Origin of the sequence: Streptomyces sp. NPDC000594 (assembly GCF_040299965.1) — a bacterium.
Classification (GTDB): domain Bacteria; phylum Actinomycetota; class Actinomycetes; order Streptomycetales; family Streptomycetaceae; genus Streptomyces.
In genome coordinates this window covers 40,671-56,186 of the sequence record NZ_JBEPCY010000002.1, presented here as the reverse complement: position 1 = coordinate 56,186, position 15,516 = coordinate 40,671, and the positions used below count along the sequence as shown (strand labels likewise).

17 protein-coding genes, 1 tRNA gene and 1 riboswitch are annotated in these 15,516 nt (G+C 71.8%); of the genes, 6 read left to right on the top strand and 12 right to left on the bottom strand.

Annotated elements, in window-relative coordinates; all coding sequences use genetic code 11:
- The first annotated feature begins 90 nt into the window (after positions 1-90).
- Positions 91-1,095 carry a CHRD domain-containing protein gene (locus ABT354_RS03015; protein ID WP_351488178.1) on the top strand — a complete coding sequence of 335 codons (1,005 nt, stop codon included), beginning with the start codon at positions 91-93 and terminating at the stop codon, positions 1,093-1,095.
- 144 nt (positions 1,096-1,239) lie between these two features.
- Here ABT354_RS03015 and ABT354_RS03010 read toward each other — a convergent pair whose 3' ends face one another.
- The 5 genes from ABT354_RS03010 to ABT354_RS02990 all read right to left on the bottom strand — a co-directional run bounded on the left by ABT354_RS03010 (position 1,240) and on the right by ABT354_RS02990 (position 6,422).
- On the bottom strand, positions 1,240-2,556 hold the full coding sequence (locus tag ABT354_RS03010) for a DUF445 domain-containing protein (protein WP_351488175.1): 1,317 nt from the start codon (positions 2,554-2,556) through the stop codon (positions 1,240-1,242).
- 138 nt (positions 2,557-2,694) lie between these two features.
- Positions 2,695-3,552, bottom strand: a complete 858-nt coding sequence (locus tag ABT354_RS03005) for a DUF1707 SHOCT-like domain-containing protein (protein WP_351489140.1) — start codon at positions 3,550-3,552, stop codon at positions 2,695-2,697.
- Positions 3,553-3,691: 139 nt separating this feature from the next.
- A complete protein-coding gene (locus ABT354_RS03000) occupies positions 3,692-4,660 on the bottom strand; it encodes an ABC transporter ATP-binding protein (protein WP_351488172.1) in 969 nt (322 codons plus the stop codon).
- Positions 4,661-4,675: 15 nt separating this feature from the next.
- Positions 4,676-5,557, bottom strand: a complete 882-nt coding sequence (locus ABT354_RS02995) for an ABC transporter permease (RefSeq protein ID WP_502983307.1) — start codon at positions 5,555-5,557, stop codon at positions 4,676-4,678.
- Between the two features lie 64 nt (positions 5,558-5,621).
- Positions 5,622-6,422, bottom strand: a complete 801-nt coding sequence (locus ABT354_RS02990) for an ABC transporter permease (protein WP_351488170.1) — start codon at positions 6,420-6,422, stop codon at positions 5,622-5,624.
- A 144-nt stretch (positions 6,423-6,566) separates the two neighbouring features.
- Between ABT354_RS02990 and ABT354_RS02985 the strand changes: the two genes are divergently transcribed.
- Positions 6,567-9,230, top strand: a complete 2,664-nt coding sequence (locus tag ABT354_RS02985; protein WP_351488167.1) for a transglycosylase domain-containing protein — start codon at positions 6,567-6,569, stop codon at positions 9,228-9,230.
- A 170-nt stretch (positions 9,231-9,400) separates the two neighbouring features.
- Here the strand turns inward: ABT354_RS02985 and ABT354_RS02980 are convergent, their stop codons facing one another.
- From ABT354_RS02980 to ABT354_RS02970, 3 genes are all read right to left on the bottom strand, one after another.
- Positions 9,401-9,721 (bottom strand): DMT family transporter, encoded by a 321-nt coding sequence (locus ABT354_RS02980; RefSeq protein ID WP_351488165.1) that lies wholly within the window; start codon positions 9,719-9,721, stop codon positions 9,401-9,403.
- Between the two features lie 32 nt (positions 9,722-9,753).
- A riboswitch (guanidine-III (ykkC-III) riboswitch) is annotated at positions 9,754-9,827 on the bottom strand.
- Positions 9,828-9,885: 58 nt separating this feature from the next.
- Positions 9,886-10,242, bottom strand: a complete 357-nt coding sequence (locus ABT354_RS02975; RefSeq protein ID WP_351488163.1) for a GroES family chaperonin — start codon at positions 10,240-10,242, stop codon at positions 9,886-9,888.
- Positions 10,243-10,270: 28 nt separating this feature from the next.
- Positions 10,271-10,597, bottom strand: a complete 327-nt coding sequence (locus ABT354_RS02970) for a DUF3618 domain-containing protein (protein ID WP_351488161.1) — start codon at positions 10,595-10,597, stop codon at positions 10,271-10,273.
- A gap of 174 nt (positions 10,598-10,771) precedes the next feature.
- On the opposite strand from ABT354_RS02970, the gene bcp reads away from it, so the two are divergent.
- The 4 genes from bcp to ABT354_RS02950 all read left to right on the top strand — a co-directional run bounded on the left by bcp (position 10,772) and on the right by ABT354_RS02950 (position 12,927).
- Complete coding sequence (gene bcp, locus ABT354_RS02965; protein ID WP_351488158.1) at positions 10,772-11,239, top strand: thioredoxin-dependent thiol peroxidase; 468 nt, start codon at positions 10,772-10,774, stop codon at positions 11,237-11,239.
- 118 nt (positions 11,240-11,357) lie between these two features.
- On the top strand, positions 11,358-11,984 hold the full coding sequence (locus ABT354_RS02960; protein ID WP_351488155.1) for an HNH endonuclease: 627 nt from the start codon (positions 11,358-11,360) through the stop codon (positions 11,982-11,984).
- Positions 11,981-12,844, top strand: a complete 864-nt coding sequence (locus tag ABT354_RS02955; protein WP_351488152.1) for an HNH endonuclease signature motif containing protein — start codon at positions 11,981-11,983, stop codon at positions 12,842-12,844. Before ABT354_RS02960 ends, ABT354_RS02955 begins: the two co-directional genes overlap by 4 nt.
- Positions 12,845-12,851: 7 nt before the next feature.
- Positions 12,852-12,927, top strand: a tRNA-Leu gene (locus ABT354_RS02950).
- Positions 12,928-12,988: 61 nt separating this feature from the next.
- Here ABT354_RS02950 and rdgB read toward each other — a convergent pair.
- From rdgB to ABT354_RS02930, 4 genes are all read right to left on the bottom strand, one after another.
- A complete protein-coding gene (rdgB, locus tag ABT354_RS02945; RefSeq protein ID WP_351488150.1) occupies positions 12,989-13,591 on the bottom strand; it encodes an RdgB/HAM1 family non-canonical purine NTP pyrophosphatase in 603 nt (200 codons plus the stop codon).
- Between the two features lie 79 nt (positions 13,592-13,670).
- The gene (locus tag ABT354_RS02940; RefSeq protein ID WP_351488147.1) at positions 13,671-14,054 is read right to left on the bottom strand and encodes a DUF8711 family protein; all 384 of its coding nucleotides are present in this window, start codon (positions 14,052-14,054) and stop codon (positions 13,671-13,673) included.
- Positions 14,055-14,210: 156 nt separating this feature from the next.
- Positions 14,211-14,951: a ribonuclease PH gene (rph, locus tag ABT354_RS02935; protein ID WP_351488144.1), complete on the bottom strand. Its 741-nt coding sequence runs from the start codon at positions 14,949-14,951 to the stop codon at positions 14,211-14,213.
- A gap of 159 nt (positions 14,952-15,110) precedes the next feature.
- Positions 15,111-15,344, bottom strand: coding sequence for a PTS sugar transporter subunit IIB (locus ABT354_RS02930; RefSeq protein ID WP_351488142.1), 234 nt, complete (start codon positions 15,342-15,344; stop codon positions 15,111-15,113).
- Between the last annotated feature and the right edge of the window lie 172 nt (positions 15,345-15,516).

Genomic DNA, 15,516 nt, shown 5'->3' with positions numbered 1-15,516 from the left:
AAGAAAAGTTTCGTTGAACACTTCGCCGCCGCCGCCCGTATTTGTTGGCGACCGACCCAGACCAGTCGGCTTCAAGGGGAGGACCCAACCATGCAGAAGCGAGTGATCGCCGCGATGGCGGGCGCGCTGGTGCTCGGCGCCACCGGCGCCGTGCCCGCCACCGCACACGGGGGACACAGCGAGCACGGGGGACAGGGCGGCCACGGCGGACACGGCGGCAGCACCGGGCACGGCGCCCACCAGGGGCACGGGACCCAGGGCACCCAGGGCGGGAGCGCCTTCGGCGCGCCCGCCAAGGGCCCCGTCACCACCTTCGCCATCTCGCTGTCCGGCGCCCAGGAGGTCCCCACCCCCGGCGGGCCCGCCGTGAACGACCCCGACGGCAAGGCCTCCGGCTATCTCACCCTCCGGGGCGACCGCCTCACCTACTCGCTCCAGTGGAAGGGCCTGGTGCCCAGCCTCGGCCATATCCACGAGGGGGCCAAGGGCAAGAACGGCGCGCTGAAGGTCACCCTGTTCGGTGCCGCGATGCCCGACTCCGTGGACCGCGCCGCCGGCCATGTCTCCCTCACCGACGCCAAGCTCGCCGCCGCCCTCCGCAAGGATCCGGCCGGGTTCTACGTAAACCTCCACAGCGCCGAGTTCCCCGGCGGCGCCGTCCGGGGCCAGCTCAAGAAGCAGACCCACCCCGTCAACCCGCTCGACGTACTGCGCCCCGGCAGCCTCACCGCGCTCTCCAACGGGGAGCAGGAGGTGCCCAAGACCGACACCTCCAAGGTCAACGACCCCGACGGACAGGCGCTGACCACCCTCGCCCCCAAGGGCACCGGCGTCGGCTACTCGCTCGCCTGGGTGAACATCCAGAGCCCGTCCCTCGGCCATATCCACCGGGGTGTCTTCGGCAAGAACGGCGATGTCGTCTTCAACCTCTTCAACCGGCCTGTCCCCACCGGCGTCTTCGCCGTCTCCGGGAAGCTGAACGGCCAGAGCGCGGCGGCCGTGAAGCGGGTACGGGCGTACCCGGCGGAGTACTACTCCAACATCCACAACCTGGAGTACCCCGACGGGGCCGTCCGCGGTCAGCTCTTCGGCTGACCCCTCGTACGGAGGTGTGGCGCCGCGGACCGCGGTGGGCGTACGGACGGGTCGCTGAGGGGGCCGTCCTACGCACCGGTGCCGCCGCGGGACCGGGCGCCACACCTCCTTCTCCTCCCCGGTGCGCCGATGCCCGCCGGGGGATCAGCCGCCCAGACCGTGCACCACGGTATAGATCAGCAGCCCCGCCAGCGCCCCCACCACCGTGCCGTTGATCCGGATGAACTGGAGATCCCGGCCGATATGCGCCTCGATCTTCCGCGAGGTCTGCTCCGCGTCCCAGCTCGCGATGGTCTCCGAGATCAGCGAGGTGATCTCGGAGCGATAGGTGGTGACGACATAGACCGCCGCGCCCGCCACCCAGCCGTCCACCTTGGACCGCAGCCGCTGGTCCGAGGCGAGCCGGGCGCCCAGCGACATCAGCGACGCACGGGCCCGCAGCCGCAGCTCGCTGCGGTCGTCCTCCGCCGCCGAGATGATCATGGCGCGGACCGAGGACCAGGCCGAGGAGATCACATCCTGGACCTCCTCCCTGGCGACCAGCTCCGACTTCATCCGCTCCACCCGCGCCCTGGTCTCCGTGTCCGACTGGAGATCGGCGGCGAAGTCGGTGAGGAAACGGTCGATCGCCCCGCGCGCCGGATGGGCCGGCATGTCCCGCATCTCCACCACGAAGCGCAGCAGCTCGCGATAGACCCGCTCGCCCACCTTGCGGTCCACGAACCGGGGGGTCCACCCGGGGGCCCCGCCCTCCACCGCGTCCATCACCGACACGGAGTGCGTGACCAGCCAGTCATGGGCACGGGCGCAGATCAGATCGACCGCGCGGTGATGGGCACCGTCCGCCACCACCTTCTCCAGGGTCTTGCCGATCCCCGGAGCGATCTCCGCGCTCTCCGCCCGGCGCACGATCGCCTCACCGACGACCGCCTGGACATCGGAGTCCCGCAGCACCGTGAGCGCACCGCGCAGCGCCGTCGACAGCTCCGCCGTCACCCGGTCGGCATGGGCGGGCTCCGCGAGCCAGGAGCCGAGCCGGCCGCCGATGTCCAGCGCCCCCAGCCGGGCCCGCACCACGTCCTCGGAGAGGAAGTTCTCCCCGACGAAGGTGCCGAGCGAGGCGCCGAGCTGGTCCTTCTTGTTCGGGATGATCGCCGTGTGCGGGATCGGCAGGCCCAGGGGGTGCCGGAAGAGCGCCGTCACCGCGAACCAGTCGGCGAGCGCGCCGACCATGCCCGCCTCCGCCGCCGCGGCGACATAGCCCGCCCAGGGCCCGGCGCCCGCGTTCTTCGCCCAGGTGGCGAGGGCGAAGACGACGGCCACACCGATCAGCAGCCCGGTGGCGAACATCTTCATCCGGCGCACACCGCGCTGTTTGACGGCATCCGCCTCGGTGTACGCGAAAGACGGCAGGCCCGCCCGGCGCTCGCCCGTGCGATCCGTCTGGTCTGTGCGATTCATCCGCTCCACCCGTCCACGCGCACCCCGTACGCATTGTCCCTACCTGACCTACTCCCGGCGCGCACCCTGAGTTCCCGGGAGCGCTCACCGGGGCGCGGGGCACAGGAGGCAACAGGGGAGTACGGGGTGGTGGGCCGATCAGTCCGAGCCTTGGGAGAGGTCCCCGGCGTCGGGGAGCGCGGGCCCGGAGTTCCGCTTGTGCTCCTGCCGGGGCTTGGGCCTGGGCTTGGGCTTGTTCTTCCGCTCGGGCTCCCGGTCCGGATCGGGTCCCGAGCCGGCCTCCAGGGCCTCCCGCTCGCGCCGGGCCGCCAGCCGGGCCTGTTCCCGCTCCGCCTTCAGCCGCTGCTTCTCCGCCTTGGACCGCTTACGGATCACGCCCACCGCGCCCATCAGCGCGAATCCGGTGATCCGCACCCGGGGTGCCGCCGGGTCGGGGGCCGGGTCCGTGCCGCTCTCGCCGAAGCCGCCCAGGAAGCCGACGCCGGTCACCTCCACCGTGGTGTCCGGTGTCACGATCACATTCATCCCGCCCATGAGCGTGAAGCAGCGGATCACCACCTCGCGCTCCTCGAAGAGCGCCTCGCGCAGATCCAGCTCCCCGCCGGCCATCACCGTCAGGGCGAGAAAGCGGCGGGGTACGGTCCAGGTCCCCCGGCGGCCGAACCCGCCCCAGAAGGCGAAGGCCATCCGTGAGGTCACCCGGCCGCCGAACCTGCCCTCCCAGCCGACGCCCGCCACCGGAGCACCCGGGGCGATCGAACCACCCGGGGCAACCGGAGCACCCGGGGTGCCGGGCGGGTCCACGAGACCGGGGAGACCGGGCGCGACGCCGGGCGCCGGAAGGTCCCGTACCAGCGGCTCCAGATCGCTGTGGGTCCGCGCGCCCAGGGCGGCCTCCAGCCGTTCCTCGAACTCCTCCATGGTGAGCCGGCCCTCGGCGACCGCCTCGCGCAGCCGCTCCGCCACCCTCTCGCGCTCACTGTCGGAAGCCCGCATATCAGGGAGTTCGCTCATACGGTCAGAATAGTCAGCGGAACGGTTCCGGACGCCCGACGGGACCGGGCGAGAGGCCGGCCGACGGCACCAGAACGAGGGCACCAGGACGACGGCACCGGCCGCCGTGCGGCCATGGCGCTCAGCCGCCCGCCCGTTCCGCGTACATCGTCGCGATCACCGCCTCGATGTCCGGCTCCCGGACCGACAGATCCACCACCGGATACCGCTCCGCCACCTCCGCCACCAGCGGCGCCGCCGACTGCGACGCCGGAAAGGCCAGCCACTGGCGCGGCCCCTCCACCCGTACCGTCCGTGCCGACTCCAGTACCAGCGGCGGCAGTTCCCGGGCCAGGTCCACCACCAGGGTGCGCTCGCTCTCCGCCACCCCGTGCAGCCCGGCGAGTTCACCGTCGTACATCAGCCGACCGTGGTCGATCACCATCACCCGGCGGCACAGCTGCTCGATATCGGTCAGATCATGGGTGGTCAGCAGCACCGTCGTGCCGGATTCGGCGTTCAGATCGCGCAGAAAGCCCCGCACCTTCGCCTTGGAGACCACATCCAGACCGATCGTCGGCTCGTCGAGATAGAGCACCTCCGGGTCGTGCAGCAGCGCCGCCGCGATGTCGCCGCGCATCCGCTGGCCGAGCGAGAGCTGGCGTACCGGCACCTCCAGCAGCTCGGCCAGATCCAGCAGCTCGACACAGCGGTCCAGGTTCTCCCGGAACCGCCGGTCCGGGATCCGGTACATCCGGTGCATCAGCCGGTACGAGTCCCGCAGCGGCAGATCCCACCACAGGGTGGTCCGCTGGCCGAAGACCACCCCGATCCGCCGGGCCAGCCGGGTGCGCTCCCGGGACGGGTCGATGCCCGCGACCCGCAGCCGTCCCGCACTCGGGGTGAGGATTCCGGTCAGCATCTTGATGGTGGTCGACTTACCCGCGCCATTGGGCCCGATATAGCCGACCATCTCCCCGCGCGCGACCCGGAAGCTGATCCCGTCCACCGCCCGGACCTGCCGCTTCTCCCGGCGCAGCAGACCCGCCCGACGCCGGACATCGAAGACCTTCTCCACCCCGTCCAGTTCGACGATATGCGTCGAGTCCATCCCAGCGCTCCCTGATCAGCTTCCGGTACTGCGGTACGAACGGAGTCCCGCGCGCCAGGCGAGGGCGGCGGGCCAGCAGAGCGCCGCCGCCACCAGGGGCGGGGCGAAGGCCAGCCACTGCGGCAGCTCCAGCGGGTACGGGCGGCCCAGGACATACAGCGCGGGCAGCCAGTTGACGAAGGCGAGCGGGACCACGAAGGTCACCCCGCGCACCAGGTCCTGGGCGAAGACGGTGGGCGGATACTGGAGCAGGGTGCTGCCCCCGTAGGTGAACGCGCTCTGCACCTCGGCGGCGTCCTGCGCCCAGAACTGGAACGCGGCCCCCGCGACAAAGACCGTCCCGAAGATCACCGCGCCGGTCAGCACCATCAGCGGGACCATCGCCACCTTCAGCGGGGTCCAGTCGACCTCCACCGTCAGCACCCCGTAACCGAGAACCAGCAGCCCCTGGGTGATCCGTCCGATACGGCGCAGCGCGAACCGGTCGGCGGCGACCTGCGCAAGCACCGGGGCCGGGCGCAGCAGCAGGACGTCCAGGGTGCCGTCGCGCACCCGGCGGCCCAGCCGGTCGACCGAGCCCAGGAGGAGATCGGTGAGGCCGAAGGCGGTGCCGACCGTTCCGTACAGCACCGCGATCTCGGGCAGGGAGTAACCGCCGAGCGCGTCGATATGGGAGAACATCAGCAGGATCGCCACGAAGTCGAAGGCGGTCACCGCGAAGGCCGCGAAGGTCATCAGGACGAAGGAGAGCCGGTAGGTCATCGTGGAGCGGATCCACATCGCGGCGATGAGGCCGTAGGCGCGTATCCCGTCCAGGAGGAGGGACCGGCGGTCCGGCGCCTCGGTCGCCCAGGAACCGCCGCTCCGGGCCGGGGGGACCGTTGCCCGCGGGGCCACTGGAACTTCCGGGACCTCGGGGACTCCCAGAACCTCCGGAACCTCCGGGACCGGTATCCGTCGCTCAGCCACCCTGCACCACCACCCTCCGGGTCGCCGCCCTCTGAAGCATCCGCCCGGCGCCCAGCAGCACCACCGCCCACCCCGCCTGGAAGGCGTACGCCCCCGCCAGCTCGGCGCCGCTCCGGGTCCCCAGCAGCACATCCGCCGGGATCTGGAGCAGCGCCGACCACGGCAGCGCCCGCGCCACCTCGCCCAGCGCCCCCGGGAAGACGTTCAGCGGCAGCATCAGCCCCGAGAAGAACAGCCCGAGCAGCCAGCTGACCTGGCTCACCCCGGCACCGTCGAGCAGCCAGAACGCCGACAGCGCCACGATGAACCGCAGCGCGAACGAGACCAGCACCCCGAGCGCCACCGCCAGCAGGAAGGCCAGCCAGGTCAGCGCCGATCCGGGCAGCGCCAGATCGAAGGCGAACGCGCCGAACGCCATCGGCAGCACACCCCGGCCGATCAGATGGAAGGCGGCCCGGCCGAGATCGCCCGCGAGCCAGAACAGCTGGAGGTCGGCGGGGCGGTAGAGGTCGACGGCGATGTCACCCGTACGGATACGGTCCATCAGCTCGTCCTCGAAGCCGCCGCCCATCAGCGCACAGGCCATCAGCAGCGCCTGTCCCACCCAGACATAGGTGACGGCCTGGCTGACGTCGTAGCCGCCGAGCCGGGGCCGCTCGTCCCACAGGGCGATATAGGTGTACGCCATGATGAAGCCGAAGACGGTGTTGGTGAACACCCCCGCCGCCGTGGCCACGCGGTACGCCGCGAACCGGCGGAACCCGCCCGCCAACACGACACCGTAGAGCCGCACGCGCCCACCCTCTCGATCCTCGACCAGCCGCGCGCCCCCAAAGGCGCCCAAAGTGCAGCAGCCTAATGTCAGCGGCCGGTCACCGCGACGCATTTTCGTGTCACGGTACGGGGGATATCAGCGCCTAAAGTGCAGTATGGGCGCATGAACGAGGAGTCACGGAACGAGGAGTCGGGGAACGAGAGCTGGCCGGTCAGGGACGCGACCGCCGCCGGGCCAGCGCGGAACGGACGCCACAGCCCGGCGGGGAACGGCGGCCCTGCGGGGAAGGACGGCCGGCCCGGGAACGGCGGCGCGGCGAAGCGGACGGGCGGCGACGGCGCGGCGAAGGACGCGGAGCCACCCGGCGGGGCCGGCACAGCAGGCCCTACGGACGCCCCGGCCACCCCGGCCGCCCCGGGCCCTGGGGACACCGAAGCCACCGCGACCGCCGGGACCACCGGGGGCACCAAGAACACCCCAGGCACCCGCCGCCGCTTCCGCCTCACCTGGCGCGGCGCCCTCGGCGCCCTCGTCCTCCTCGCTCTGCTCCTCCTCGGCGGCTTCATCGCCGGCTACACCCTCGTCGGCATCCCACCCGCCAACGCCGCCGCCATCGCCCAGTCCAACCTCTACCTCTACGCCGACGGCAGCCATCTCGCCCGCGACGGCGAGGTCAACCGGGAGAACGTCCGGCTCGCCCAGATCCCGCCCCCGGTACGGCGCGCCGTCCTCGCCGCCGAGGACCGCGACTTCTACTCCGAACGGGCCGTCGACCCCCAGGGCATGGTCCGCGCCGCCTGGAACACCCTCATCGGCAAGGGCAAACAATCCGGCTCCACCATCACCCAGCAGTACGTCAAGAACTACTACCTCGGCCAGGAACAGACCCTGAAGCGGAAGTGGAAGGAGTTCTTCATCTCGGTGAAGCTCAGCCGGGAACAGAGCAAGGACGACATCCTCCTCGGCTACCTCAACACCAGCTACTTCGGACGCAACGCCTACGGCGTCCAGGCCGCCGCCCACGCCTACTACGGCAAGGACATCGAGGACATCGACACCGCCGAGGGCGCCTACCTCGCCTCCGTCCTCAACGCCCCCAGCGCCTTCGACGTCTCCCTCCACCCCGAGAACACCGAGGCCGCCAAGGCCCGCTGGAACTACACCCTCGACGGCATGGTCGGCCAGAAATGGCTCACCCCCGCCGAACGCGCCGCGCTCACCTTCCCCGTACCGCTGCGCGCCCGGCCCGCGACCGGCCTCTCCGGGCAGCGCGGCTATGTCGTCCAGGCGGTGGAGGAGTATCTGACCGGCCATAACGTCCTCGACGAGGGCACCCTCGCGGCGGGCGGCTACCGGATCACCACCACCCTGGAACGGGCCAAACAGGACGCCTTCGTCCGGGCCGTGGACGACCAGGTGACCTCCCAGCTCGACCCGGAGCGGACCACCGACCGCGCGGTACGGGTCGGCGGCGCCTCCATCGAACCGGCCACCGGACATGTCGTCGCCCTCTACGGCGGCGTCGACTACACCCGGCAGTACGTCAACAACGCCACCCGCCGCGACTACCAGCCCGGCTCCACCTTCAAACCCTTCGTCCTCGCCGCCGCCGTCGAACACCGCTCCCGTACCCAGGACGGGCGGCCCATCACCCCCGGCACCGTCTACGACGGCACCGACCAGCGGCCGGTCCAGGGCTGGGGCGGCAAGACGTACGCCCCCGAGAACGACGACGGGATCTCCCACGGCCAGCTCACCGTCACCGAGGCCACCAACAAGTCCGTGAACGCCGTCTACGCCCAGATGGCCATGGACGTGGGCCCGGTCAGGGTCCGGCGGACCGCGCTCGACCTCGGCATCCCCGCGAGCACCCCCGACCTCAGCACCTCCCCCTCGATCGCGCTCGGGACCGCGACCCCCAGCGTGCTGGACATGGCCCAGGCGTACGCCACCCTCGCCGACCACGGACGGCACCGCGCCGCCACCCTGGTCGCCCGGGTCACCAAGGACGGCCGGGAGGTACCGCTGCCGCAGCGCCGCGCCCGGCAGACGGTGAGCCGGCTCGCCGCCGACACCACCACGGCCGTCCTCGAGGGCGTCGTCACCGGGGGCACCGGCACCGCGGCGCTGTCGGCGGGCCGCCCGGCGGCGGGCAAGACCGGCACCGCCGAGGAGGACCGGGCCGCCTGGTTCGCCGGATACACCCCCGAGCTGGCGACGGTGGTCGCCCTGATGGGGCAGGACCCCGAGTCGGGGGCGCAGCGGTCGCTGTACGGGGCGCTGGGACTGGCCCGGATCACCGGCGGCGGGGTGCCCGCGCGGATCTGGGGTCAGTACACCGGGGTCGCGCTGGGCAACGCCGAGATCACCGAGTTCGATCTGTGGCTTCAGCCGGGGGCCTGGCGGGAGCGGCCCGCGCCCCAGCCGAGCGGCAAGGGGACGGCGCCCGGGGTGGCACCGGGCTCCGCCGGGCCCAGCCGGAGCCCCGGCGGGCGCGACGGGGCCGGGGTGAGCCGGGCACCGGGCGACGGGGACGGGCCGGGGACCGACGGCGGCGGCCCGGCCGAACCGCCCGGCGCGCTCACCGGGACCGGACTGCCGGCCGGCGCCGGTCCCCCGCCGGGACCGGCCGGGGCGGGGCACGACCCGCTCGGCCTCCTCGACGGCGGTACGGGCCCGGGACACCCCGGCGTCGACGGCCTCACCGGCGGCGGTACGGGGCAGGGGCCCGGCGGCACCCTCGGCGGCGGGCCCGGGACGGACGGTCCGCCCGGCATCGGCGCGGCCGGGACCCTGGGCGGACCGGTCGGCACCGGGCCGCGCTGAGACACGCCGAGACACGCCGAGACACGAGCGTGCGGGCCCGTGCGGGAGTGTGCGGGACGGGAACGGAACGGGTACGGGAGCGGGTACGGAAACGGCCCGCCGGGCGCGAAGCCGGGCGGGCCGTTCCAAGTGATACGGGGAGCTGCGGGAAGCTACGGGCAGCTACGGGCTCAGTGACCCGAGGTGGCCTTCAGACCCACCACCGCGACCAGCAGCAGCGAGACAAAGAAGATCCGTGCCGCGGTCACCGGCTCGTTCAGCGCCACCATGCCCACGATCGCCGCACCGGCGGCGCCGATGCCCACCCAGACGCCGTACGCGGTACCGATCGGCAGCGTCTTCGCGGCCTGGGCCAGCAGGAACATACTGGCGACGATCCCGGCGCCGGTGAACACACTGGGCCAGAGCTTGGTGAATCCTTCGGTGAACTTCATACCGATCGACCAGCCCACTTCGAGCAGACCGGCGATGAGCAGCAGAACCCAGGCCATGACGGCACCTCCGAGACGCGAAACTTCAACGGGGTGCGTCGTCTTTGCGAAGCCCGGTACGGCGCGTCTCGTCGGGGTGTCCCCACCGTAGCAAAAGGGGGACGCCGAGGTGGTGAGCCGGATCACCACCGGGTCCCGCTACAGATCCCCGCTACAAATCCCCGCTACAGATAGAGGCCCGTGGAGTCCTCGGAGCCCTGGAAACGGTCGGCGGCCACCGCGTGCAGATCCCGCTCCCGCATCAGGACGTACGCCACCCCGCGCACCTCGACCTCGGCGCGGTCCTCGGGGTCGTACAGCACCCGGTCACCCGGCTCGACGGTCCGGACGCTCTGCCCCACCGCGACCACCCCGGCCCAGGCGAGCCGACGGCCCACCGCCGCGGTGGCCGGAATCACGATGCCCCCGCTGGAACGCCGCTCGCCCTCCGGAATGTCGGTCCGTACCAGCACCCGGTCGTGCAGCATCCGGATGGGCAGCTTGTCGTGGTGGGTGTTCCGCTCATGGCTGTTGGCGCTCACGCGTCGAACCTACCTGTCCGGGGCCCGGTCACTTCCCGTGCCGGTCCGCGGAACGGGTGGAGAGCGCGATCAGGCCCACCAGCACCACCGCGGCGGCCACCGGGACCACCCGGTCCATCCGGGGGGAGCCGTCCTCGCCGACGAACCGGCCCCGGACGCCGTCCACCGTGCGGTGCACCGCCGCGAAGGCGCGCCCCGCCGTACGGTCGACCTTCTCGGCGACCCTGGCCTTCGCGTCACCGACGATGGTCTTCGGGTGCACCCGCACCCCGATCTCGTCCAGCGTCTGGGCCAGCTGGTCGCGCCGGCGGACGATGTCCGCCTCGATCTGCGCAGGGGTCCTCGCGTCCGACACCGCGCTGCCTCCGTCTCGGTCATGGTCAGGGCTTTCCCATCGACAGTCTGTCAGCTCGGCCGCGCCCACACCCCACGGCACCCCTATTACGCTCGACGGCGTACACCCGCCCGGCGCGGCGCCCCACCACGTGCCGTGACCGGCGGTACCGACCGCACAAGGAGAACCGAGAACATGAGCGAGCGGCTCCAGCCCGGCGACACCGCCCCCGACTTCACCCTGCCCGACGCGGACGGCAACGAGGTCTCGCTCGCGTCCCACCGGGGCCGGAAGGTGATCGTCTACTTCTACCCCGCCGCCCTGACCCCCGGCTGCACCAAGCAGGCGTGCGACTTCACGGACAACCTCGCACTGCTGGCGGAGGCGGGGTACGACGTGATCGGCGTCTCCCCGGACAAGCCGGAGAAGCTGGCGAAGTTCCGCGAGCAGGAGAGCCTGAAGGTCACGCTGGTGGGTGACCCCTCGAAGGAGACGCTGGCGGCGTACGGCGCCTTCGGCGAGAAGAAGCTGTACGGGAAGACGGTGACCGGGGTCATCCGTTCCACGGTGGTCGTGGACGAGGAGGGCAAGGTCGAGCGGGCCTTCTACAACGTCAAGGCGACCGGCCATGTCGCCAAGATCATCAAGGACCTGGGCATCTGAGACCCCTCCCGGCCCCCTAAGCGGGGCCCCGCGTTCCGCATATCGGACGTAACCGTCCGGGGAGCGGTTCGTTGGTCCGTTCGGGTCGCGAGACACGCGATCCGGACGGAGGGGGAGCATGGGCGTCAGATACACCCGTGAACTGCTGGAGGAGGCCGCCCGGCACACCACCACCTGGGACCAGGCCGTCCGCTGGTGCGGTGGCACCCCCACCCCGGGAAGCAGGCGGTACCTCCGCGGACGGATGGCAGCAGCCGGGATAGACGTCTCGCACTTCCCCGACGGGCGGGTCCGGCACACCGAGAAGACCCTGCGCGAGCTCGCCGCGTCGGCAGATTCGATCAGGGATGTGGTGCGGGGCCTGGGCATAGCCCAGGTCGGCGGCAACCACACCCACATCAGCCGGCGCATGGCCGAGCTGGGCATCGACACCTCCCATTTCACCCGGCCGCCCGGCCGAAGGCCCCGGGGCGCACCGGCCGGGCCGCTGACCCTCCGCGACCCGGAGAGCGGCAGGATCCCGGGCCGACGTCTCCACCGCGCACTGCTCCGTTCGGGTGTCGAGGATGTCTGCGCCCTGTGCGGCACCGGTGACCGGTGGAACGGAAAGCCGTTACGGCTGGAGGTCGACCATGTCAACGGCGACTGGTGGGACAACCGTGTGGAGAACCTCCGGCTGCTCTGCCCCAACTGCCACGCCGTGACGGACACCTACCGGGGCCGCAAGCGGCGGACGGAACGATGAGCACCCCGAAGTACCCCCGCGACCTGCTGGCCCGTACCGCCCGGGTGTCCACGAGTCTCGTGGATCTGATGCGCAGGGTCGGCGCTCCCCTCGGAAGTGCCGACCGCCGCTATCTGCGCGCGCGGCTGGCCCACTACGCCATCGACACCACGCACTTCGTCGAGGAGCCGCCGCCGCCCCGCCCCGTCCACCGGTACACGGAGGAAGACCTCAGGGAGGCGGCGGCGCACACCGACAGCATCCGGGGCATGCTCTCCCGTCTGGGCGTCCCGCCCTACCCGAGTGCCTACACCCATCTCCGCGCGAGGCTGCGCGCCTTCTCCATCGACACGTCGCACTTCACCCGGGGGCGTGGAGCCGATCCGGCGCTCCACCCGCCCCGCGACGAGCTGGCCGAGGCCGTCGCCGGGTCGACCAGCCTGGCCGGGGTGCTGCGGGCGCTGGGGCACCCGAAACCGACTGGGGCCCTGAGGATCAGGGTGCGCCGGGCCATCGAGGAGCATTCCCTCTCGACCGAGCACTTCACCGGACAGCGGCACAACGCGGGCCGCCCGGCCCGGAACCGCCGTACGGCGGACAGTGTCCTGCGTCGGCTGGACCCCCCGGCACGCCGCACCCGGACCGCCCTGTTGCGAAGAGCACTCGACGAGTCGGGGGTCACCCGGATCTGCGCCGCATGCGGACTGGGTGACCGATGGCGGGGCCGGCGACTCGTGCTGGAGATCGATCACATCAATGGGGACAGGCTGGACAACCGCGTCCAGAACCTGCGGTATCTCTGCCCGTCCTGTCACAGCCAGACCGCCACGTACGCAAACCGATCTCCCCGTACGCCGCGTTCACCGGGCCCAGTAGAGTAGCCGGGACGGGTCCGTACCCCAGCTGGCCAAGAGGGCGCCGGTTTAGGTCCGGTGTGTCGTGGGTTCGAGTCCCACCGGGCCCACGGAAGGGCGCGCCCCCCTTGGGGGCCGCGCCCTGTTCCCTTGTGGCGCGGGGGCGAGGGCTCAGCCCACCAGCTCCCTGATCACCGGCACCAGCCCCCGGAACGCCTTCCCCCGGTGGCTGATCGCGTTCTTCTCCGCCGGGGTCAGCTCCGCCGCCGTGCGGGTACCGCCCTCCGGCTGGAGGATCGGGTCGTAGCCGAAGCCGCCCGTGCCGGCGGGGGTTTCGCGGAGGGTGCCGGGCATGCGGCCCTCGACGACGCGTTCGGTGCCGTCGGGGAGGGCGAGGGCGGCGGCGCAGAAGAAGTGGGCGCCGCGGTGTTCGGGGGCGATGTCGGAGAGCTGGGCGAGCAGCAGCGCGAGGTTGGCGGCGTCGTCGCCGTGGGTGCCGGCCCAGCGGGCGGAGAAGATGCCGGGGGCGCCGTTGAGGACGTCGACGCAGAGGCCGGAGTCGTCGGCGACGGCGGGCAGTCCGGTGGCGCGGGCGAGGGCGTGGGCCTTGAGGAGGGCGTTCTCGGCGAAGGTGACGCCGGTCTCCTTCACATCGGGGATCTCGGGGTAGGCCTCGGTGCCGACCAGCTCATAGGGCAGGCCGGCGGCGGCGAGGATCTCCCGGAGCTCGGTGATCTTTCCGGCGTTACGGGTGGCGAGAACGATTCGGGTCATGGCCCGATTATCCGTATCGGCCGGTCAGGGCAGGTACGGGGCCGACCGGCTCAGGTCGGCCCGGTACGTGTCCCGGGTGTCAGGGGCTGCAGACCTTGCCGATCTCGGAGGCCGCGTCCTTGAGGGGGTTGAGGTCGGGCGTCGGGTCGCCGTCCTCGACGGCCTTGCGGACGCTGTCGACCCCGGCGTTGAGGTCCTCGACGGCCTTCTTCAGGTCGGCGTCGTCGGTCTTGTCGCCGAGGTTCTCCAGCTCCTTCTCGATGTCGTCGAGGGCCTGGCGGGCCTGGGTGGGGTCCTCGGCGGCGTTGGCGGCGGCCTCGGTGAGCTTCTCCACGCTGGTGGTGATGGCCTCGGCGGCCTCCACGCAGTCGAGCGCCTTGTCGATGGCGCCGCATCCGGCGGTGATCGGCACCACCAGGGCTGCGGTGGCGAGCGTGAGTGCGATACGGCGGCGCGCGGCCATGCGGGGGTCCCCTCCCTGAGGTGGCCGGGCACACGGTTCGGCCCGTGCGCCCGTGCCAGGAACGACGCGGGATGCGGCGTTCCTGGTTGCTTCTTTACCGGCTGGTTGCTTCTTTACCGGGTGATCGGCGCGGAGGTCCCGGCTTTGGCGTGATCCTTACGCGGTGCCGAGGGTGCGGGCCAGGGCGTCGTTCTGGAGGGCGGCGAGGTCGGCGCAGCCGCCGGCGGCGAGGTCGAGGAGGGCGTTCAGCTCGGCGCGGTCGAAGGGCTCGGCCTCGGCGGTGCCCTGGACCTCGACGAAGCGGCCGTCGCCGGTGCAGACGACGTTCATGTCGGTGTCGGCGCGGACGTCCTCCTCGTAGCAGAGGTCGAGGAGGGGGGCGCCGTCGACGATGCCGACGGAGACGGCGGCGACGGTGCCGGTGAGGGGCTTGCGGCCGGCCCGGACGAGCTTGTTCTGCTGGGCCCAGGTGATGGCGTCGGCGAGGGCGACATAGGCGCCGGTGATGGCGGCGGTGCGGGTGCCGCCGTCGGCCTGGAGGACATCGCAGTCGAGGACGACGGTGTTCTCGCCGAGGGCCTTGCCGTCGATGACGGCGCGCAGGGAGCGGCCGATGAGCCGGCTGATCTCGTGGGTGCGTCCGCCGATCTTGCCCCGGACGGATTCGCGGTCGCCGCGGGTGTTGGTGGAGCGGGGGAGCATCGAGTACTCGGCGGTGACCCAGCCCTCGCCGCTGCCCTTGCGCCAGCGCGGGACGCCTTCGGTGACGGAGGCGGTGCAGAACACCTTGGTGTCGCCGAAGGAGACGAGGACGGACCCCTCGGCGTGCTTGCTCCATCCGCGCTCGATGGTGACCGGGCGGAGCTGTTCGGCGGTGCGGCCGTCGATTCGAGACATGGCACTGAGCCTAATGGCTGTGGCGAAGGGTCCCGTTCCCCTGGGTCACGGGACCCTCTTGCCGGTACGGGACCCTCTGTCCGGTACGGGACTCCGTGCCGGTACGGGACTCTGTGCCCTCGGCGCTTCGGCGGTCCCGGCGGTCTCCGGCTCAGCCGGTCACATCATGTCCTCGATGTCGGCGGCGATCGGGTCCGCGTCGGTGCCGATGACGACCTGGACGGCGGTCCCCATCTTGACGACGCCATGGGCGCCGGCCGCCTTGAGCGCGGCCTCGTCGACCAGATCGGCGTTCTCGACCTCGGTGCGGAGCCGGGTGATGCAGCCCTCGACCTCGACGATGTTGTCGATGCCGCCGAGCCCGGCGACGATCTTCTCAGCCTTGGTGGCCATGTTGTCTCCCTGTGTTGAGAACGGTGCCCGCGCCGGGCGTCGCGTGCCGCACCGGCCCACCGTTGGTCCGCTTTGCCACGGTAACCCACGGTTGGCCCAACTTCACGGGCGGGTGACCGCTTCCTCACCCATGATGTCGATCACCGGTGCTCCCGGTCGCGGTCGGCCGGAG